Here is a 20,744-nt window from a genome sequence, read left to right as displayed (position 1 = left end):
CGCTTGCAATCCAGGCTCAGCTGTCTAGCGCCTTGTACTTCTCGCGCAGGTGGTTACGGATCCACACCGCCGACAAGTTGAGGGTGGCGATCACCAGCACCAGCAGCAGCGCGGTGGCGTATACCAGCGGCCGCGCAGCTTCGACGTTAGGGCTCTGGAAACCGACGTCGTAGATGTGGAAGCCCAGGTGCATGATCTTCTGGTCCAGGTGCAGGTACGGGTAGTTGCCGTCCAGCGGCAGCGATGGCGCCAGCTTCACTACACCCACCAGCATCAGCGGCGCCACTTCACCGGCGGCACGGGCCACGGCGAGGATCATGCCGGTCATCATCGCCGGGCTGGCCATCGGCAGGACGATCTTCCACAGGGTTTCGGCCTTGGTCGCACCCAGGGCCAGGGACCCTTCGCGCACGGTCCGTGGAATCCGCGCCAGGCCTTCCTCGGTGGCCACGATCACCACCGGCACGGCCAGCAGCGCCAGGGTCAGCGAAGCCCACAGCAAGCCCGGGGTACCCAGGGTCGGCGCGGGCAGCGCTTCAGGGAAGAACAGGCGGTCGATCGAGCCGCCCAGTACATAGACGAAGAAGCCCAGGCCAAACACGCCGTAGACGATCGCCGGCACGCCAGCCAGGTTGTTCACTGCGATGCGGATCAGGCGGGTCACCGGGCCTTGCCTGGCGTATTCGCGCAGGTAGACCGCAGCCAGCACGCCGAACGGCGTGACGATTACCGCCATGATCAGGGTCATCATCACGGTGCCGAAGATGGCTGGGAAGATGCCGCCCTCGGTATTGGCTTCACGCGGGTCGTCGCTGAGGAATTCCCAGACCTTGGCGAAATAGGTACCCATCTTGCTGAAGCCGGACATGGCATTCGGCTGGATGGCGTGCACCACCTTGCTCAGGTTGATTTCCACTTCGCGGCCGTTGCCGTCGCGGGCCACCAGGCTGTCACGGGCGAAGGCCTGGTGCAGGCCCAGCAGGCGCTCCTCGACGGCCTTGTAGCGGCTGTTCAGCTCGGCGCGTTCGGCGTCGATGTCGGCCTGGGCGGTGGCGTCGAGCTTGCCGTCCAGCTCCAGTTTGCGGCCGTGCAGGCGCAGGCGCTCGAGGCCATGGTTGATGGCCCCGATGTCTTTCTTCTCGAGGGTTTGCAGTTCGCTGTTGAGCTGGTTGGCACGCTTCAGGCGGGCTTGCAGCTCGTTCCAGGCCGCCGGGCCTTGGGCAACCACGCGGCCCTCTTCCTTGACGCTGACCAGGTAGCCGTAGAAGTTGCCCCACTCGCGGCGCTCCAGGGCGATCAGGTCGGCCGGGCGCTGCTCGTCGACCAGCCACTCGCCGACCACCCAGGTGAAGTCGCTGCCGTTGAGGTCGCGGTTACCCACCTTGACCAGCTCGCGGGTCATGAACTCCGGGCCATCGTCCGGCACCGGCAAGCCGGCGCCCTTGAGGCGGGCACGCGGTACTTCTTCCTTCTGCACCACCTCGCCGATGACGATGTGGTCGGCCTGGCCCGGCACCTTGTAGGTGGCCTGGATCAGGTCGGCCGGCCAGAAGTGGCCCAGGCCGCGCACGGCGATTACCGCCAGCAGGCCGACGGTCATGATCACCGCCATGGCCACCGCGCCACCGCTGATCCAGACGCCCGGGGCGCCGCTCTTGAACCAGCCTTTGAGGGAATCCTTTTTCACGGATCGCTACCTTTCTATCAAAGCGACGAGTATTTCTTGCGCAGACGCTGGCGAATCAGCTCGGCCAAGGTGTTCATGATGAAGGTGAACATCAGCAGCACGAGGGCGGCGAGGAACAGCACGCGATAGTGGCTGCCGCCGACTTCCGATTCAGGCATTTCCACTGCCACGTTGGCGGCCAGAGTGCGCATGCCTTCGAACAGGTTCAGTTCCATCACCGGCGTGTTGCCGGTGGCCATCAGCACGATCATGGTCTCACCTACCGCACGCCCCATGCCGATCATCAACGCCGAGAAGATGCCCGGGCTGGCGGTGAGGATGACCACGCGGGTCAGGGTCTGCCACGGCGTCGCACCCAGGGCCAGAGACCCCAGGGTCAGGCTGCGCGGCACGCTGAACACGGCGTCTTCGGCGATCGAATAGATGTTCGGGATGACCGCGAAGCCCATGGCGATACCGACTACCAAGGCGTTGCGCTGGTCGTAGCGCAGGCCAAGCGAGTGCTCGATCCACAGGCGCATGTCACCGCCGAAGAACCAGCTTTCGAGATACGGACTGACCGCCAGGGCAAACCAGCCGATCGCCAGGATCACCGGAATCAGGATTGCCGCCTCCCAACCATCCGGGACGCGCAGGCGGATAGACTCCGGCAGGCGGCTCCAGGTGAAGCCGGTCAGCAGAATGCCGAGCGGCATGATCAGGAACAGGCTGAATACGCCGGGCAGGTGGCCCTCCAGGTAAGGTGCGAGGAACAGCCCGGCGAAGAAGCCGAGGATCACTGTCGGCATCGCTTCCATCAGCTCGATCACCGGCTTGACCTTGCGGCGCATGCCCGGGGCCATGAAGTAGGCGGTGTAGATGGCGGCAGCAATGGCCAGCGGGGCCGCCAGGATCATCGCGTAGAACGCGGCCTTGAGGGTACCGAAGGTCAGCGGCGAGAGGCTCAGCTTGGGTTCGAAGTCGGTGTTCGAGGCGGTCGACTGCCAGACGTACTTGGGCTCGTCGTAGTTCTCGTACCAGACCTTGCCCCACAAGGCGCTGAAGGAGATTTCCGGGTGCGGGTTGCGCAGGCTCAGCGGCAGCAGCTTGCCACCTTCTTCAATGATGATGCGGTTGGCACGCGGCGACAGGGCCAGGATGCCAGGCCCTTCGGCGGCCTGCTCGACCAGCAAAGTGCGGTGCGCGGTGCTGTGGAACACGCCGAGCTTGCCGTCGCTGTCCAGGGCGATGAAGCCCTTGCGACGCTCTTCGGCATCGATCTGTACGATCGGCGCCTTACCCATCCTGAAGGTACGGATCTGCTTGAAGCGCTGCTCGCCATCCGGGTCGCGGGCCATGAACCACTGGGCCAGGCCGCCCTTGGAATCGCCGATGATCAGCGAGATACCCCCCACCAGCTGAGCGGTGGCGGTGATTTCGCTGTCCGCGCTTTCGGCCAGTTTGTAGCGGCCATTGAGACTCTTGTCGCGCAGGCTGAAGACATCGGCGGTGGCGCGACCGTTGATCACATACAACCACTGCTGACGAGGGTCGATGAAGATGTTCTTCACCACTTCGGTCATCTGCGGCAATTCGATACGGCTCTGTTCGGTGCTGGTCTCGCCGGTCAGCATGTTTTCGCTGCGCGACAGCTCGACCACCTGCAGGTGCGCACCCGTAGAGCCAGCCAGCAGCAGGGTGTCGCCATTGACATTGACACTCATATGCTCCAGCGCGCGGCCCTGCTCGTCGAGAACGAACGGCGCCTGGCCATATGGGTAATCGATGCCTGGGGTGATGGTCTTCTTGTTATCCGGATAGGTGACTTTGTAGGTGTGGTGGAACACCAGCGCCTGACCATTGGACAAACCGACTGCCACCAGCGGGCTGCCCGGCTGGTCCGCACTGATAGAAGCGACCTGCGTACCTGGCGGCAATGGCAGGTCGACGCGGCTTAACTGGTTACCGCTCTTGGTGTCGAAGAAAATGGCCTGGCCCTTGTCCGAAACGCGCATGCCGACCAGGTTCTGTTCTTCAAGGGCAATCATCAGTGGCTTGCCGGCATCCTGCTGCAGCCAAGTCGGCTCCAGCGCCTTCCTGCTCGTCAGCTCGGCGCCCTGGAACAGCGGCAATACCACATAAGCCAGATAGAAGAAGATCAGCGTGATGGCTGCCAGCACGGCAAGCCCGCCCACCAGTACATACCAGCGGGTCAGGCGATCCTTGAGGGCGCGCATGCGGCGCTTGCGTTGCAACTCGGGCGTATTGAAGTCAATCCGCACGGGCGGGGAGTTTGGGGTCATTATGGAATTGGCCAGATCATTCATGCGCACACCCTAGCGGTCCCGTATGACAAAAACATGACAGTGAGTTGACGCAAAAAAGCCCGCCGCTCAGGAACCCTGGCAACGGACTGGGGAAGTCGTGGAAGAGGCCGGGCTTCAGCACCGGCCTCATCCTCAGTTACTTACTTTTTTGCAACGTTACCGGCTTGGGACAGCCCCAGGTCAGCGAGGGTCTTGTCGACCACTTTGGCCGGCAGCGGGATGTAACCATCCTTCACTACGACCTGCTGGCCAGCTTGCGACAGGACCAGCTTGACGAACTCGGCTTCCAGCGGGGCGAGAGGCTTGTTCGGCGCCTTGTTGACGTAGACGTAGAGGAAACGCGACAGCGGGTATTTGCCGTTCAGGGCGTTGGTTTCGTTGTCTTCAATGAACTCGGTGCTGCCTTTCTTGGCCAGTGGCACGGTCTTGACGCTGGCAGTCTTGTAGCCGATGCCCGAGTAACCGATGCCGTTCAGCGAGGAGCTGATCGCCTGTACGACCGAAGCCGAGCCAGGCTGTTCGTTGACGTTAGGCTTGAAGTCGCCTTTGCACAGGGCCTCTTCCTTGAAGTAGCCATAGGTACCCGATACCGAGTTGCGGCCGAACAGCTGCACCGGCTTGTTGGCCAGGTCGCCGGTCACGCCCAGGTCGCCCCAGGTCTTCACCTCGGCTTTGGCCCCACACAGGCGGGTGGACGAGAAGATCGCATCGACCTGCTCCATGGTCAGGCCCTTGATCGGGTTGTCCTTGTGCACGAACACGGCCAGAGCGTCGACGGCGACCGGGATGGCGGTCGGCTTGTAGCCGTACTTCTGCTCGAAGGCTTGCAGCTCGACGTCCTTCATCTTGCGGCTCATCGGGCCGAGGTTGGAGGTGCCTTCGGTCAGCGCGGGTGGCGCAGTCGAGGAACCGGCAGCCTGAATCTGGATGTTTACGTTCGGATATTCCTTCTTGTAGGCCTCGGCCCACAAAGTCATCAGGTTCGCGAGGGTATCGGAACCGACGCTGGAGAGGTTTCCCGAAACACCGGTGGTCTTGGTGTAGGTCGGGATCGCAGGGTCGACAGCGGCTACCGCGTTGGCGGTCGCAACGCCAGCGGCGGCAAAGGTGAGGGCCGCCATCAAACGCTTCAGTTTCATGCCTTGCTCCTAGCAGGAATATTGGGGTGTTGGATGGAACGGGGCCAAGTATCTGCAGGCCGCATGAATACGATATGACTCAATTGTGACAAATGGATGAAAGGCCATCATGAGATGGGTCGCATCCGTTCAGCAGCCAGCACCTATCCCTGTGGGAGCGGGCCAGCCCGCGAAGCAGGCATCGCGGTGTATGGCACGGGCTGCGCCCGTGTTCGCGGGCTCGCCCGCTCCCACAGGGATCGTGCCAGCCGTCAGATCAGCGCTTGTTGGCGAGCAGGTACAGGCCCACCGCCAGACCGACGGCGCACAGCCCTGCTACGTAGTAGGCAGGTGCCATCGGGCTGACCTTGAGCAGCGCGGTAACCACCATCGGCGTCAGGCCACCGAAGATGGCATAGGCGACGTTGTAGGAGAACGACAGCCCACTGAAGCGCACCACCGCCGGGAACGCCTTGACCATCACGTACGGCACCGCGCCGATCACCCCCACGCACAGGCCGGTCAGCGCATACAGCGGGAACAGCAGCTCAGGATGGGTCGGCAGGCTGTGGTAGAAGGTCCAGGAGCTGGCCAGCAGTAGCAGGCTGCCGATCACGAACACCCGTCCCGCACCGAAGCGGTCGGCCAGGCTGCCGGCACCGATGCAGCCGAAGCTGAGAAGCACGATCGCCAGGCTGTTGGCCTTGAGCGAATCGGTGGGGCTGACGTGATAGATGGTCTGCAGCAACGCCGGGGTCATCAGGATCACTACCACGATGCCGGCAGACAGCATCCAGGTCAGCAGCATCGACAGGATGATCGGCCCACGGTGATCACGCAGCACCGCGCGCAGTGGCAACTCTTCGGCCAATGCCTTGCGCTGCTGCATCTCGGCGAACACCGGGGTTTCGTGCAGCCAGCGGCGCAGGTACACCGAGAACAGGCCGAACACACCGCCGAGCAGGAACGGGATACGCCAGGCATAGTCGGCCACTTCTTCGCCGCTGTAGAGGGTGTTGATCAAGGTCGCCACCAGCGAACCGAGCAGGATCCCTGCCGTCAGGCCGGCGGTCAGGGTGCCACAGGCGTAGCCGGTGTTGCGTGCCGGCACGTGCTCAGAGACGAACACCCAGGCGCCCGGTACTTCACCACCGATGGCTGCGCCCTGGATCACGCGCATCAGCAACAGCAGGACCGGCGCCCACAGGCCAATCTGTGCATAAGTCGGCAGCAGGCCCATGATCAGCGTCGGCAAGGCCATCATGAAAATGCTCAGGGTGAACATCTTCTTGCGCCCGAGCAGGTCGCCGAAGTGGGCCATGACGATGCCACCCAGTGGCCGTGCCAGGTAACCGGCGGCAAAAATGCCGAAAGTCTGCATCAGGCGCAGCCATTCGGGCATGTCAGGCGGGAAGAACAGCTTGCCGACCACCGTGGCGAAGAACACGAAGATGATGAAGTCGTAGAACTCCAGGGCTCCGCCCAGGGCGGACAGTGAGAGGGTCTTGTAGTCACTGCGGGTCAGCGGCCGCGAGGGCTGCTCGATACTGCTCGGCACGGAGGTCATCGCTCGTTGTTCTCTTGTAGGTGACGCAGGCCGCTTGGCACGCGGCTTCTGGGTTGGGGCGAGCAGCGAAGATAGCAAATTGCCGAGCTGCGCTGAAAGCGATACAAAAACCATACAGATATTCGTGAATGCGCGGTCGTCGCCTGGCGATTGGCTATATATACTGGCCGCTCGTAGGAAAAGGTTGCTTTAACCGTGGGAAGTTGTGCGAAAACGCCGGGCTTGAGGTCAGACTGTTTCGCAGAGTTTCCCTATGGGCGCCCCGCGAAGCGGAATCAGCGTAGTATGTTGTCAGCTGAATCGTTTTCCCGGCCTTGCGCCACACCAACGAAGCGTCACGGGTCAGAGGCCCCATCGCATGATTGAGCTCGAACAAGAAGATCCTATCCCGCAAGGTGACCTGGCCTTGCAGATCACTGCACTGCCGCGCGAAACCAATGGCTTCGGCGACATCTTCGGCGGCTGGCTGGTCGCGCAGATGGACCTCGCCGGTACCGCCATGGCCAGCCGCGTCGCGGGCGGCCGGGTAGCCACTGTGTCCATCGACCGCATGGCATTCCTGGTGCCGGTGGCCGTCGGTGCACAACTGTCGTTCTACACCCAGACCCTGGAAATCGGCCGCAGCTCGATCCGCATGATGGTCGAAGTGTGGAGTGACGACCCGCTGTCCAGCGAATGGCGCAAGGTCACTGAAGCGACGTTCGTATTCGTCGCCATCGATGGCAGTGGCCGCACCCGCTCGGTGCCTCGTCGCTGAGCCTCGCGAGCGGTAAACTCATTGCACGTCACCGGGTCCAAGGCCCACAGGCAATCAATGAGACAAGCGCAATGGCTACCTTCAAGGTCGAATCCGAGCAACACGGCGAACTCAACTGCTGGCGCATCAGCAGCGACCACGCCGAACTACTGATCGCCCAGCAGGGCGCGCAGATCCTCAGCTACCAGCGTGTTGGCGAGCCACCGCTGCTATGGCTGAGCGACCAGGCCATCTTCCGCCAGGGCAAATCGGTGCGCGCCGGTGTACCGGTATGCTGGCCGTGGTTTGGCAACTTGCAGCGCAACCCCGCATCCGTGCAGGCCATGTACCGTGGCGAGCAGGCTCCCGCCCATGGCTTGGCACGCACGCGTGACTGGCAATTGCTGGGCGTCGAAGAAAAAGGCGATGACCTGCACATCGATTTCGAGCTGCCAGAGGCCCAGGGCGATCTGCCGGACTGGCCGCATGATGTCGAGCTGAAACTGCACATCGTGCTCGGTGACGATCTCACCGTGTCCCTGAACAGCCGCAACATGGGCAACAGCCCCGTGACCATCAGCCAGGCCTTGCACAGCTACTTCGCCGTCAGCGACGTGCGCCAGGCGCAGGTCGAAGGGGTCGAGGGGCTGCAGTACATCGAGACCCTGGCCGGCTGGGAACAGCGCCAGCAGCAGGGTGCGTTGGCGTTTGCCGGGGAAACCGACCGGATCTACCTGGATACGCCGCAGAAGCTGAGCATCGTCGACCCGCACTGGGAGCGGCGGATTACCTTGACCTGCAGCGGGTCTCGCTCGGCGGTGATCTGGAATCCGTGGACCGAGCGGGCCAAGGAGCTGGCAGACATGGCCGATGACGGCTGGCAGCGGATGCTGTGCATCGAGACAGCGAATGTCTGGGATGATGTAGTGGAGCTCAAGCCCGGGGCCAGCCGGTCGTTGCAGGTCAGGATCGGCAGCGGAGCGATCTGAATTCTACTTCGGCAGGTCTGGCCTCTTCGCGGCGGTTCGGCGCCGCGAAGAGGCCAGTACAGGCAATCAGAGGTCGGCGTCTTCCACCACCCTCACCTTCCCAGCATCCAGCGCATAGGCCGCATCGGCCAGGTCATTGCTGACCTTCTCCACCTTCAGCTTGCCGCTAACCCAGAGCGGCGTGTAGATATCATCGATCTTCAAGCCTTTCGGATACCGCACCAGCACCAGCTGGTTGGGCGGCGGTGGCGGTACGTGGATGCACGCGCCCGGGTAAGGTACGAGGAAGAACAAGGTGCTGTTGCCCTTGGCGTCGCTTTCCAGCGGCACCGGGTAGCCACCCAGGCGGATGTCCTTGCCATCCATGGCCGCCACGGTCTTGGTCGAATACATCACCGCCGGCAGGCCCTTGCTCTGCTTGAGGCCGCCCTTGGCGGTGAAGGTGCCATTGGCTTCCGGCGAGTTGTGATCGATCTCGGGCATCGCTTCGAGGGCCTTCTGGTCTGACTTGGGCATCAGCTCCAGCCAGTCGGTCTCGGGCAGTTCGGCATGGGCCAGGGTGCTGGCCAGAAGCAACGGGATGAGGAAAAAGGCACGCATGAAAATGCTCGGCAACTCGGGATGAATTGCCGGGCATTCTAACCAGTATTCAACGTTTCTTGATGAATCCGTAGATCACCAGAAGGATGATCGCACCGACCAGCGCGCCGATGAATCCTGCGGCCTGGCCCGCCTGGTAGATCCCCAGTGCCTGGCCGCCATAGGTGGCGAGCAGTGAGCCGGCGATACCCAGCAGAATGGTCATGATCCAGCCCATGCTGTCGTCGCCCGGCTTGAGGAAGCGGGCCAGCAGACCAACGATAAGGCCGATGAAGATGGTTCCAATGATGCCCATGGCAATCCCTCTGAAGTGAAGATGGAACAAGCCAAAGCCTAGACAGCGCTTTGGCTTGTTGCCATTTTCAGAGGGCAGACCTTGCGCAGAAGTTCGATCAGTTGCTGATCAGCGCTTCTACTTCGGCAATCCTGGCCTTCAGACTGACCATGTCCTGGCAGCGCAGGGTAGCGTGGCCGACCTTGCGCCCGACCTTGAAAGCCTTGCCGTAGTGGTGCAGGTGGCAGCCATCGATGGCCACGACCTTGTCCACCGCCGGCACTTCACCGATGAAGTTGAGCATGGCGCTCTCACCGACCTTGGCAGTCGAACCCAGCGGCAGGCCGGCCACGGCGCGCAGATGGTTCTCGAACTGGCTGCACTCGGCACCTTCGATGGTCCAGTGCCCGGAGTTGTGCACACGCGGGGCAATTTCGTTGGCCTTCAGGCCACCGTCGACCTCGAAGAACTCGAAGGCCATCACCCCGACATAATCCAGTTGCTTGAGCACTCGACCGACATAGTCTTCGGCCAGGCCCTGCAGCGGGTGCGCGTCGCTGGCCACCGACAGTTTGAGGATGCCGCTCTCGTGGGTGTTGTGCACCAACGGGTAGAAGCGGGTTTCACCATCGCGGGCCCGCACGGCTACCAGCGATACTTCGCCGGTGAACGGCACGAAGCCTTCCAGCAGGCAAGGCACGCTGCCCAGTTCGGCGAAGGTGCCAACCACGTCTTCAGGCGTGCGCAGCACCTTCTGGCCCTTGCCGTCGTAGCCCAGGGTGCGGGTCTTCAGTACTGCCGGCAGGCCGATGCTGGCGACCGCCGCGTCGAGGTCTGCCTGCGAGAGGATGTCGGCGAAGGCCGGGGTCGGGATACCCAGGTCGCGGAACATGCTTTTCTCGAACAGGCGATCACGGGCGATGCGCAGGGCTTCGGCACTTGGGTAAACCGGCACGAACTGCGACAGGAAAGCCACGGTCTCGGCCGGGACGCTTTCAAATTCGAAGGTGACCAGGTCGACCTCGTCGGCCAGTTGGCGCAGGTGAGCCTGGTCGCCATAGTCGCCACGCAGGTGCTCGCCCAGCGCGGCGGCGCAGGCGTCTGGCGCCGGGTCGAGGAAGGCGAAGTTCATACCCAGCGGAGTGCCCGCCAGGGCCAGCATGCGGCCCAGTTGGCCGCCACCGATTACACCGATCTTCATGGGTTCAGCCTCAAGCCTGGCGCGGGTCTGGATTGTCCAGCACGGTGTCGGTCTGCTCGGTGCGGAACTGCTTGAGCGCCGCGTGGTACTGCGGGTACTTGGCGCCGAGGATGCTCGCCGACAGCAGCGCAGCGTTGACGGCGCCAGCTCGGCCAATGGCCAGGGTGGCCACCGGCACGCCGGCAGGCATCTGCACGATCGACAACAGCGAGTCGACGCCCGACAGCATCGACGACTGGACGGGCACGCCCAGCACCGGCAGATGGGTCTTGGCAGCACACATGCCTGGCAGGTGGGCGGCGCCACCGGCACCGGCAATGATCACCTCGATACCACGCCCTTCGGCCTCTTCGGCGTACTGGAACAGCAAGTCCGGGGTGCGGTGGGCGGAAACCACCTTCACTTCGTAGGGAATGCCGAGTTTTTCCAGCATATCGGCGGTGTGGCTAAGGGTGGACCAATCGGACTTGGAGCCCATGATCACGCCAACCAGTGCACTCATCGTCGAGCCTCTCCTGCAAGCGCCTTCAGGCGCGCTAAAAGCAACAAGCCACGCAGGTGGGCCGGCGTGGCTTGTCATACGGATTCTGTATCGACCGGGTCGGTCGAAGGCGCGGGATTGTAGCGTATTTCTGGGCGGCCCGCCCACCCCTGTAAGCACATGTCGGATCAAAGGGCAAGCTGTCTCGCGGGACAAGTTTTTCCCCCAACCCGACAAGCTCTGGTGCCAGTCAGGCTGATGCCTCACCAGGGCCACCTGCCGACTCCAGCTTGCGCCACAACAGCCGCACATTGGCCTTGCGCACCAGGGCGCAGCGGTACAGGCGAATTTCCAGCGGCACATGCCATTGGCTCCCGCCACAAATCGCCAGCTCGCCGCGCTCCAGCTCGCCACGCATCGACAGACGGGGCACCCAGGCGACGCCCATGCCTTCCAGCGCCATGCTCTTGAGACTGTCAGCCATGGCAGTTTCGTAGACAGTGGTGTACCGCAGATTGCGTTGACGTAGCAGCAGGTTCACCGAACGCCCCAGGAAAGCACCGGCGCTGTAAGCCAACAGCGGCACGCTGCTGTCGGCTTCAAGATCGAACAGCGGCTTGCCGTCGGCATCCACTGCGCACACCGGAAGCATTTCGGTGGTGCCCATGTGCAGCGACGGGAAGATCTCGGCATCCATCTGCAGGGCGGCATCAGGGTCATAGAACGCCAGCATCAGGTCACAGCCCCCCTCCCTTAATGCATGCACCGCATCTCCGACGTTAGTCGCAACCAGGCGGGTGGCGATGTTCAAACCGTCATTGCGCAACTGGGCTACCCAGCGGGGGAAAAAGCCTGACGCCAGGGAGTGCGCGGCTGACACTTGGATGACCTCGCCCTGCCCTCCTTCGAGGTGATGCAAATGGCGAAGAACTTCGCTCAACTGGTCGACAACGGTGCGCGCAGTGACGAGAAAAAGCTGGCCAGCCTCGGTCAGTTCAATCGGTGTGCGGGAGCGATTCACCAAGGTCAGGCCCAACGCCGCTTCCAGGCTGCGTATGCGCCGGCTGAAGGCAGGCTGGGTGACGAAACGTCGCTCGGCCGCCTGGGAAAAACTGCGAGTGGAGGCCAGGGCACTGAAGTCCTCCAGCCACTTGCTTTCGAGGTTCATGAAGCAGATCTCCCGGCGCGCACCAAAATGGAACACGCTCGAATGTCAATTGGCGTCACATGAAACACTATGCCGTTTGTGCATAGGTTAGCGTGCAACAGCATTGGCCGCAAAATCCCCTTCAGGCCTAGGATTGGCGCCATTCCGGCATGTGCCGGGTCAAAATCGAGATGATATCCATCATGTCCTCCGCTGCATCGTTCCGCGTCGAAAAAGATCTGCTTGGTACCCTTGAAGTCCCTGCCGATGCCTACTACGGCATCCAGACCCTGCGCGCTGCCAACAACTTCCATCTCTCCGGTGTTCCGCTGTCGCACTACCCGAAGCTGGTCGTGGCCCTGGCCATGGTCAAGCAGGCTGCTGCCGACGCCAACCGTGAGCTGGGTCACCTGAGCGATGCCAAGCACGCGGCCATCAGTGCAGCCTGCGCCCGCCTGATCAAAGGCGATTACCACGACCAGTTCGTGGTGGACATGATCCAGGGTGGTGCCGGTACTTCCACCAACATGAACGCGAACGAAGTCATCGCCAACGTCGCGCTGGAGGCCATGGGCCACCAGAAGGGTGAATACCAGTACCTGCACCCGAACAACGACGTGAACATGGCGCAGTCGACCAACGACGCCTACCCGACTGCCATCCGCCTGGGCCTGCTGCTGGGTCACGACGCCCTGCTGGCCAGCCTCGACAGCCTGATCCAGGCCTTCGCTGCCAAAGGCAAGGAATTCGACCACGTACTGAAGATGGGCCGCACCCAGCTGCAGGACGCCGTGCCGATGACCCTGGGCCAGGAATTCCGCGCCTTCGCCACCACCATGACCGAAGACCTGCAGCGCCTGCGCTCGCTGGCGCCGGAACTGCTGACCGAAATCAACCTGGGCGGTACTGCCATCGGTACCGGCATCAACGCCGACCCGGGCTACCAAGCCCTGGCCGTACAACGCCTGGCCACTATCAGCGGCCAGCCGCTGGTACCGGCTGCCGACCTGATCGAAGCCACATCCGACATGGGTGCTTTCGTGCTGTTCTCCGGCATGCTCAAACGTACCGCGGTCAAACTGTCGAAGATCTGCAACGACCTGCGCCTGCTGTCCAGCGGCCCACGCACCGGAATCAACGAGATCAACCTGCCAGCGCGTCAGCCAGGCAGCTCGATCATGCCAGGCAAGGTCAACCCGGTCATCCCGGAAGCCGTCAACCAGGTGGCCTTCGCCATCATGGGCAACGACCTGGCCCTGACCGTCGCCGCCGAAGGTGGCCAGCTGCAGCTGAACGTGATGGAGCCGCTGATCGCCTACAAGATCTTCGACTCGATCCGCCTGCTCCAGCGCGCCATGGACATGCTGCGCGAGCACTGCATCGTCGGCATCACAGCCAACGAACAGCGCTGCCGTGAACTGGTCGAGCACTCGATCGGCCTGGTCACCGCCCTGAACCCGTACATCGGCTACGAAAACGCCACCCGTATCGCTCGCGTTGCCCTGGAAACCGGCCGCGGCGTACTTGAACTGGTGCGTGAAGAGAAGCTGCTGGACGACGCGATGCTCGACGACATCCTGCGTCCGGAAAACATGATCGCTCCACGTCTGGTTCCGCTGAAGGCGTAACCCGGCCGCTGCAAACAGTCTCACCAGGTCGAGGGACTAGACACCTCTCAACCTTTCAAAGGCCCGAGCGCACGCTCCGGGCCTTTTTTTTGCCTGATGAATTTTGGCGCTGCTGCGCAGCCCTTTCGCGACACAAGGCCGCTCCTACAGACGACCGCGATCCCTGTAGGAGCGGCCTTGTGTCGCGAAAGGGCCGCACAGCGGCCCCAGATATCGGCACACAATTTGCTCCATAATGCCTCCCAGGCCCACGGGATGACCGAGCATGCTGCACAGCCACCTGACCACCCTCAACGCGGTTTCGCTGATCCTCAACCTGTTCCAGGAAGAAGGCTGCGAGGCGACAACGTTGCTCGCCGGCAGCGGCATAGGCCCGGCCGACCTGGGCCATAGCGACGCACGCATCACTACCCAGCAAGAGTTGCAGGTGTGCGCCAATGCCGTGGCCCGACGCGAGGAGATTGGCCTGGAACTGGGCCGGCGCATGCATGTGTCGTGCTACGGCATGCTCGGTTACGCCCTGCTCTCCAGTGCCACTTTGGGTGACGCCCTGCGCCTGGCGCTGCACTATCCGGCACTGCTGGGAACAGTCTTCAAGTTGCGCCTGGTCGACGATGGCCAGCGCGTCTGGTTCAGCGCCAGCGAATACCACGACAGCCCAGCCCTCGCCGCCTTCAATGCCGAGTTCTGCCTGGTGTCGTTGAAAGTGATCTGCGATGACCTGCTCGGCCGAACCCTGCCGCTGCTCGGCGCCCGCTTCGAGCACCCACGGCCCAGCTACCATGGTCTCTACACCGGTGCCTTCCAGTGCCCACTGGCTTTCGACGCCGAGGACAACGCCTTTGCCTTCGAGCGGCGCTGGCTGGACATGCCATTGCCGCTGGCCGACCCGATTACCCACAAGGCCATGAGTGAGCGCTGCCGGCGCCTGAACCTGGAATTCACCGGGCGCCAAGCCTGGCTTGGGCGAATCCGCCAGCTCTTGCTGCAACAACTGGATGCGGCGCCGGGCCTGGAGGGGCTGGCGCGGCAGATGAACTGTTCCTCGCGGACCTTGCGCCGGCACTTGCAGGCGCTGGGTTGCAGTTATCAACAACTGCTCGATGAGCTGCGCTTCGATCGAGCCAAGCAATTGCTGGCCGACGAGCAGATGCCGATCTACCGGATCGCCGAGACCCTGGGGTTCAGCGAGACCGCGAGTTTCCGCCATGCATTCCAGCGTTGGAGCGGGGTCGCCCCCAGCCACTTCCGCGGTTGACCTGCTGTGGCCAACGAGCTTGGCCACATCGATCCCCTTTTGGCCGTTTGCGTCGTTCTCTGCCAACTGGCCGCCCGTGAAAATGGGCCACGCCAGTACCCCCGGAGAACAACAAATGCTGACGATCTATTCCGATGATCACCGCCTGCACCATGGCCGCTGCGAGCTGATCGACGGCAAGCTGATGCCTTGCTTCGAAATGCCCTCACGCGCCGACCACGTCCTCGAACAAGTGAAAAAGCGCAACCTCGGCGATGTCCAGGGGCCAACTGATTTCGGCCGTGCGCCGTTGCAGCGCATTCACAGCGCCGACTATCTCGACTTCTTCCAGGGCGCCTGGGCGCGCTGGGCCGCGCTCGGTCACGACGGTGACCTGCTGCCCTTCACCTGGCCGGCACGCACCCTGCGCCAGGTCAAGCCAACCGGCCTGCATGGCGAACTGGGCTACTACAGCTTCGACGCCGGCGCGCCGATCACCGCTGGTACGTGGCAAGCCGCCTACAGCGCCGCGCAGGTCGCCCTGACCGCCCAGGCTGCCATTGAGCAAGGTGCTCACTCGGCCTTCGCTTTGTGCCGCCCACCAGGGCACCACGCCGCTGCTGAAGTCATGGGCGGCTACTGCTACCTGAACAATGCCGCGATTGCCGCCCAGGCCTTCCTTGACCAGGGCCGCGCCAGGGTGGCCATCCTCGATGTCGACTACCACCACGGCAACGGCACCCAGGACATCTTCTATCAGCGCAACGACGTATTCTTCGCCTCGATCCACGGCGACCCCCAGGATGAATTCCCGTTCTTCCTCGGCTATGCCGACGAAACCGGTGAAGGCGCAGGCGAAGGCTGCAACATCAACTACCCGCTGCCCGCTGGGAGTGACTGGGCAGCCTGGAGCGCCGCACTGGAAGACGCCTGCCAACGCATCGCCGCCTATGACGCCGACGTGCTGGTGGTCTCCCTGGGCGTGGACACCTTCAAAGACGACCCGATCTCCCAGTTCAAGCTGGACAGCCCGGATTACCTGGAAATGGGCAAACGCATCGCCCAGCTCGGCAAGCCCACCCTGTTCGTGATGGAAGGTGGCTACGCTGTGGAAGAAATCGGTATCAACGCAGTCAATGTGCTGGAAGGCTTCCAGCGCGCCCAGCCAGGAGCCTGATCATGGTCCGACTCAAGCGTCTGCTCGCCCCATTCATCGCTGCCACCCTGTTCACCGGTGCCCTGCACGCTCACGCTGAGCAGCGCACCCTGCGTGTGTTTAACTGGTTCGATTACATAACCCCGCAGACCTTGAGCGACTTCCAGAAGGACAGTGGCGTCAAGCTGATCTACGACATCTTCGACACCAACGAAGCGCTCGAGGCCAAGCTGCTCACCGGCAACTCCGGCTACGACGTGGTGGTGCCGTCCAACGTGTTCCTCGCCAAGCAGATCGAGGCCGGGGTGTTCCAGCAGCTGGACCGCAGCAAGCTGCCGAACTGGCAACACCTGGACCCGGCGCTGATGAAGCTGATCGAAGCCAACGACCCGGGCAACAAGTTCGCCGTGCCGTACATGTACGGCACCATCCTGATCGGTTTCAACCCGGACAAGGTCAAGGCCGCGCTCGGTGACCAGGCCCCGGTCGACAGCTGGGACCTGATCTTCAAGGAAGAGAACATCTCCAAGCTCAAGCAGTGCGGCGTCGCGCTGCTCGACTCGCCTTCGGAGATCCTGCCGCTGGCCTTGCAGCACCTGGGCTTGCCACCCAACAGTGACAAGCCGGACGACTACAAGAAGGCCGAAGCGCTTTTGCTGAAGATCCGCCCTTACATCACCTATTTCCATTCCTCGAAGTACATGGCCGACATCGCCAATGGCGATATCTGCGTGGCGGTGGGCTACAGCGGCAGCTTCTCGCAGGCCGCCAACCGGGCGAAGGATGCGAAGAATGGCGTGGTGGTGGACATGCGCCTGCCCAAGGAAGGTGCACCGATCTGGTTCGACATGCTGGCGATTCCGAAGAACGCGGCCAACCCGGAGGATGCCCATGCATTCATCAACTACCTGCTGCGGCCTGAGGTGATCGCGCCGATCAGCGATTTCGTCGGCTACCCGAACCCGAACAAGGATGCCACCGACAAGGTCAGCCCGGCGATTCGCAACAACCCGAACCTGTACCCGACGGCGGAGGCGATGGCCAAGCTGTATACCCTCAAACCGTTGACGCGTGAGGCCGAACGGGCGCGGACGCGCGCCTGGACCCGTATTAAGTCAGGCACTTGATGCAGAGCTGGGGCTGCTTCGCAGCCCCATTTACCTTTTCCAGACCCTGCGCAATTTCAACAAGGCTTCGGCAATCTCCCCTTCCGGCACCGCCGCAAACCCCAGCACCAGCCCTGCCCGCTTATCCACAGGCAGCCCGCTTTCCTCCAGCCAGTAACTGCTCAGCGGATTCACCTCCACCCCCACCACCTCAGCCCTGGCCACCAGCTCCTGCTCCCGCGCAAAGTTATCCACATCCACCTTCACATGCAGCCCCGCCGCCACATCAGGCATCGCACCCAGTCCAGGCACATCCACAGGCCATCCGGCCTTGAGCACATTGCGCCGGCTCAGCGCCGCCTTGCGCATGCGCCGGATGTGCCGCTGGAAATGACCTTGGGCCATGAATTCGGCCATCACGCACTGGGTGCCCACTTCCGAATGCCGTACCGCCAGCGCCCGCCCCTGGCTGAATGCCTGGACCAGCCGTGGAGGCAGCACCAGATAGCCCAGTCGCAATGCCGGAAAGGCGATCTTGCCGAAGGTCCCGACGTACAATACCCGCCCCTGGCGGTCGAGCGCTGCCAGCGGGGTCAAGGGCGCGCCGCTGTAGCGGTACTCGCCGTCGTAGTCATCCTCGATGATCCAGCCATCGCTGCGCTCGGCCCAGGCCAGCAAGGCCAGGCGCCGCGGCAGGCTCATGGTCACGCCGGTCGGGTACTGGTGCGCCGGGGTGACATAGGCCAGCCGGCAGTCCGTCAACTGCTCCAGGTGCTGGCAATCCATGCCCTCCTCGTCCACCGGCACGCCAGTCACCTTGCCACCGGCCACGGCGAAGGTATGCCCGGCGGCCCGATAACCCGGGTTTTCCACAGCCACGCCGTCGCCCGGTTGCAACAGCAACTGTGCACAAAGGCTGATGGCCTGTTGCGCACCACTGGTGATCACAATTTGTTCAGCCGTGCAGGAAAGGCCACGCGAACGGCGCAGATAGGCGGCTATCAGCTCGCGTAGCACTGGCTCACCGGCTGGATCGCCATAGCCCAGCTGCGCCGGCGACGGATTGCGCCAGAAAGCCGCCTGCAGCTTGGCCCACACGTCGAAAGGGAACAGATCGAACGCCGGAATTCCGACTCGAAATGCCTTCGGCGCACCGCTTTTCGGCGGCGGAAGATGGTTACTTTTCAGCCGTTCCAATGGCTCACTGGAAAGCTTGTTGCTGGATAAATCCTCAGTATTTTCCGAAGGAAATGTGGATAAGTCTGTTGATAAGCCTTGGGATAAGCCTGTGGACAGTTGTGTGGATAGTTTTGGCAGGCGGCTCACATACGTGCCATCCCCTATCCGGCTTTCAATGTAGCCCTCGGCATACAGCTGGTCATAGGCACGCACCACACTGTTGCGCGACAGCGCCAGGACGCTCGCCAACTCACGCGTAGCCGGCAACCGGGTACCGCTGCTCAGGCGACCATCCAGCACCCGTGCCCGCAAGGCCTCGTAGAGCTGTTGACTGAGCCCGCGACGGCGATCGAGCACGATACCGGCAGGATCGAAGGGCAACAGGAAGGGACGCTCGCTCATGGAATTGGACCTACCAAAACAGTCATTAATGGCTCTTACCCAGAGCCAATAGCCTGCCTAGGATGGAGCCATTAAACAAGGACCCTGCGCATGTACAACAGCAAACCCCATCAGGAACATGACCTTGAGCGCTTGCACCAGCACATGCGCAACACCCGCCTGGCCGTGCTGGTCAGCCACGGTGAACAGGGCCTGCTGGCCACACACCTGCCGGTTTTGCTCGACACCGACGAGGGCGAGTTCGGCTGCGTCTATGCCCACCTGGCGCGGGCTAACCGCCAATGGCAGGACCTGGCGCAAGGTGCCGAAGCACTGCTGGTGTTCCCGGGTGCCGACGCCTACGTCAGCCCCAGCTATTACCCGAGCAAGGCCGAAAACCCCAAGGTGGTGCCGACCTGGAATTACCTGGCCGTGCACGCCTACGGCACGGCCGAAGTAATCCACGACGCCGCGCCGCTGCTGCAGATCGTCAGCCGCCTGACCGACCGCCACGAACAGGGCCGCAGCGCGCCCTGGAAAGTCGCCGACGCCCCCGCCGACTACCTCGACGGCATGCTCCGCGCCATCGTCGGCATTCGCCTGCCCATCGCCCGCCTGCAAGGCGCGCGCAAGCTCAGCCAGAACCGCTCGGCTGAAGATATCGCTGGCGTGCGTGATGGCCTGGGCGCCAGCCCGGATTACCTGGACAACCAACTTGCTGCGCATATGCGCCAACTCTGAAGGAAAAGCCCCATGCCCAGCGTTACCCTGCGCCCTGTCAGCGCCCAAGACCACGCCGCCTGGCTCGCCCTGTGGCAAGCCTACCTGAGCTTCTACCAGACCGAGCTGGCAGAGGAAGTAAGCCTCAGCACCTGGCAACGCCTGCTCGACCCCAACGAGCCAACCCATTCGACCCTGGCCTGGGTCGATGGCAAGGCAGTGGGCATGGTCAACTTCATCTACCATCGTTCCAACTGGAGCATCGAGAACTCCTGCTACCTGCAGGACCTCTACGTCGACAGCGGCCAGCGCGGCCTGGGCATCGGCCGACAGCTGATCGAGCACGTGTACGCCACGGCCAAGGCCGCCGGCTGCATCAAGGTGCACTGGCTGACCCACGAAACCAACGCCACCGCCATCAGCCTGTACGAGCAGGTTGCCGAGCGCCCGGGCTTCATCCAATTCCGCAAAGGGTTGTAGGCCACATGACTGACGCACTGAACTGGAAACCTGCTGCATCGCCCAAGGCCGAGCCCATCGACGGCCGCTTCATCCGCCTGGAGAAACTCGACCCGGCGCGCCACGGCGATGACCTCTGGCTCGCCCTGCAAGGGCCCGATTCCGACCCGGTGCTGTGGGACTACCTGCCCTACGGCCCCTTCACCGAGCGCGCTGCCTTCGACCGCTGGCTGCAAGGCAATGCCGCCGGCCACGACCCGCTGTATTACACCGTGATCGACCGCGGCACCGGCCAGGCCCAAGGTGTTCTCAGCCTGATGTCGATCGTGCCCGACCACGGCCGTATCGAGATAGGCCACGTCGCCTTCGGCGCCCCCATGCAGCGCACGCCCAAGAGCACCGAGGCTGTCTACCTGTTGGGCAAATTGAGCTTCGAGCTGGGCAACCGGAGGCTGGAGTGGAAGTGCAACAACGCCAACGCCCGCTCCAAGCGTGCGGCAGAGCGGTTCGGCTTCACGTTTGAGGGCGTGTTCCGCAAGCACCTGGTGGTCAAGGACCACAATCGCGATACGGCGTGGTATTCGATTACCGATGATGAGTGGCCACAGGTGGCGGCCGGGTTCGAGCGGTGGCTGAGTGAGGTGAACCAACAGCCGGAAGGTCAGGTAGAAACGCTCGAGGCATGCCGCAAAGGCTGAAAGATTTGCTTGCCCCGCGAAGAGGCTGGAAAGTCCAGCACAAAAAAAGGGGAGCATCCGCTCCCCAGAGGTTA

19 protein-coding genes are annotated in these 20,744 nt (G+C 62.9%); 9 read left to right on the top strand and 10 right to left on the bottom strand.

From position 1 onward, the window contains the following. Nucleotides 1-16 precede the first annotated feature (16 nt). The 4 genes from pstA to CQW31_RS17165 form a co-directional block, all read right to left on the bottom strand. The gene (gene pstA, locus CQW31_RS17180; RefSeq protein ID WP_054884759.1) at nt 17-1,687 is read right to left on the bottom strand and encodes a phosphate ABC transporter permease PstA; all 1,671 of its coding nucleotides are present in this window, start codon (nt 1,685-1,687) and stop codon (nt 17-19) included. A gap of 17 nt (nt 1,688-1,704) precedes the next feature. Continuing rightward, nucleotides 1,705-3,993 (bottom strand): ABC transporter permease subunit, encoded by a 2,289-nt coding sequence (locus tag CQW31_RS17175; protein WP_099815001.1) that lies wholly within the window; start codon nt 3,991-3,993, stop codon nt 1,705-1,707. 140 nt (nt 3,994-4,133) lie between these two features. Beyond that, nucleotides 4,134-5,132 (bottom strand): phosphate ABC transporter substrate-binding protein PstS, encoded by a 999-nt coding sequence (locus CQW31_RS17170; RefSeq protein ID WP_054884761.1) that lies wholly within the window; start codon nt 5,130-5,132, stop codon nt 4,134-4,136. Nucleotides 5,133-5,388: 256 nt separating this feature from the next. Then, the gene (locus tag CQW31_RS17165; RefSeq protein ID WP_054884762.1) at nt 5,389-6,678 is read right to left on the bottom strand and encodes an MFS transporter; all 1,290 of its coding nucleotides are present in this window, start codon (nt 6,676-6,678) and stop codon (nt 5,389-5,391) included. 358 nt (nt 6,679-7,036) lie between these two features. On the opposite strand from CQW31_RS17165, the gene CQW31_RS17160 reads away from it, so the two are divergent. Both CQW31_RS17160 and CQW31_RS17155 read left to right on the top strand, forming a co-directional pair. After that, nucleotides 7,037-7,435, top strand: coding sequence for an acyl-CoA thioesterase (locus CQW31_RS17160; RefSeq protein ID WP_027917060.1), 399 nt, complete (start codon nt 7,037-7,039; stop codon nt 7,433-7,435). 71 nt (nt 7,436-7,506) lie between these two features. Then, entirely contained in the window at nt 7,507-8,403 is an 897-nt protein-coding gene (locus tag CQW31_RS17155) for a D-hexose-6-phosphate mutarotase (protein WP_099815000.1), read from the top strand. A gap of 66 nt (nt 8,404-8,469) precedes the next feature. Here CQW31_RS17155 and CQW31_RS17150 read toward each other — a convergent pair whose 3' ends face one another. The 5 genes from CQW31_RS17150 to CQW31_RS17130 all read right to left on the bottom strand — a co-directional run bounded on the left by CQW31_RS17150 (nt 8,470) and on the right by CQW31_RS17130 (nt 12,127). Further along, nucleotides 8,470-9,003 (bottom strand): DUF3299 domain-containing protein, encoded by a 534-nt coding sequence (locus tag CQW31_RS17150; protein WP_054884764.1) that lies wholly within the window; start codon nt 9,001-9,003, stop codon nt 8,470-8,472. Nucleotides 9,004-9,052: 49 nt separating this feature from the next. After that, nucleotides 9,053-9,298 (bottom strand): GlsB/YeaQ/YmgE family stress response membrane protein, encoded by a 246-nt coding sequence (locus tag CQW31_RS17145; protein ID WP_060507722.1) that lies wholly within the window; start codon nt 9,296-9,298, stop codon nt 9,053-9,055. Nucleotides 9,299-9,395: 97 nt separating this feature from the next. Then, nucleotides 9,396-10,478: a 5-(carboxyamino)imidazole ribonucleotide synthase gene (locus CQW31_RS17140; RefSeq protein WP_054884766.1), complete on the bottom strand. Its 1,083-nt coding sequence runs from the start codon at nt 10,476-10,478 to the stop codon at nt 9,396-9,398. A 10-nt stretch (nt 10,479-10,488) separates the two neighbouring features. After that, complete coding sequence (gene purE / locus CQW31_RS17135; RefSeq protein WP_003253304.1) at nt 10,489-10,980, bottom strand: 5-(carboxyamino)imidazole ribonucleotide mutase; 492 nt, start codon at nt 10,978-10,980, stop codon at nt 10,489-10,491. Nucleotides 10,981-11,209: 229 nt separating this feature from the next. Continuing rightward, complete coding sequence (locus tag CQW31_RS17130) at nt 11,210-12,127, bottom strand: LysR substrate-binding domain-containing protein (RefSeq protein ID WP_054884767.1); 918 nt, start codon at nt 12,125-12,127, stop codon at nt 11,210-11,212. Nucleotides 12,128-12,309: 182 nt separating this feature from the next. On the opposite strand from CQW31_RS17130, the gene aspA reads away from it, so the two are divergent. The 4 genes from aspA (at nt 12,310) to CQW31_RS17110 (ending at nt 17,254) form a co-directional block, all read left to right on the top strand. After that, nucleotides 12,310-13,734 (top strand): aspartate ammonia-lyase, encoded by a 1,425-nt coding sequence (aspA, locus tag CQW31_RS17125; protein WP_027917067.1) that lies wholly within the window; start codon nt 12,310-12,312, stop codon nt 13,732-13,734. 265 nt (nt 13,735-13,999) lie between these two features. After that, a complete protein-coding gene (locus CQW31_RS17120) occupies nt 14,000-14,992 on the top strand; it encodes an AraC family transcriptional regulator (protein ID WP_099814998.1) in 993 nt (330 codons plus the stop codon). A gap of 115 nt (nt 14,993-15,107) precedes the next feature. Beyond that, nucleotides 15,108-16,148, top strand: coding sequence for a histone deacetylase family protein (locus CQW31_RS17115; RefSeq protein ID WP_054884769.1), 1,041 nt, complete (start codon nt 15,108-15,110; stop codon nt 16,146-16,148). Between the two features lie 2 nt (nt 16,149-16,150). Continuing rightward, complete coding sequence (locus CQW31_RS17110) at nt 16,151-17,254, top strand: polyamine ABC transporter substrate-binding protein (RefSeq protein WP_099814997.1); 1,104 nt, start codon at nt 16,151-16,153, stop codon at nt 17,252-17,254. A gap of 30 nt (nt 17,255-17,284) precedes the next feature. On the opposite strand, the gene CQW31_RS17105 is transcribed toward CQW31_RS17110, so the two are convergent. Continuing rightward, complete coding sequence (locus CQW31_RS17105; protein WP_099814996.1) at nt 17,285-18,814, bottom strand: PLP-dependent aminotransferase family protein; 1,530 nt, start codon at nt 18,812-18,814, stop codon at nt 17,285-17,287. Nucleotides 18,815-18,904: 90 nt separating this feature from the next. On the opposite strand from CQW31_RS17105, the gene CQW31_RS17100 reads away from it, so the two are divergent. The 3 genes from CQW31_RS17100 to CQW31_RS17090 are packed head-to-tail and all read left to right on the top strand — an operon-like array spanning nt 18,905 to nt 20,670. After that, nucleotides 18,905-19,534, top strand: a complete 630-nt coding sequence (locus CQW31_RS17100; protein ID WP_099814995.1) for an FMN-binding negative transcriptional regulator — start codon at nt 18,905-18,907, stop codon at nt 19,532-19,534. Nucleotides 19,535-19,546: 12 nt separating this feature from the next. Beyond that, nucleotides 19,547-19,993: a GNAT family N-acetyltransferase gene (locus CQW31_RS17095; RefSeq protein ID WP_099814994.1), complete on the top strand. Its 447-nt coding sequence runs from the start codon at nt 19,547-19,549 to the stop codon at nt 19,991-19,993. 5 nt (nt 19,994-19,998) lie between these two features. Continuing rightward, nucleotides 19,999-20,670 (top strand): GNAT family N-acetyltransferase, encoded by a 672-nt coding sequence (locus tag CQW31_RS17090; RefSeq protein ID WP_054884774.1) that lies wholly within the window; start codon nt 19,999-20,001, stop codon nt 20,668-20,670. Nucleotides 20,671-20,744: the final 74 nt, after the last annotated feature.

Source organism: Pseudomonas sp. 382 (genome assembly GCF_002759075.1).
GTDB lineage: Bacteria > Pseudomonadota > Gammaproteobacteria > Pseudomonadales > Pseudomonadaceae > Aquipseudomonas > Aquipseudomonas vlassakiae.
This window is presented reverse-complemented; position numbering and strand designations above follow the sequence as displayed.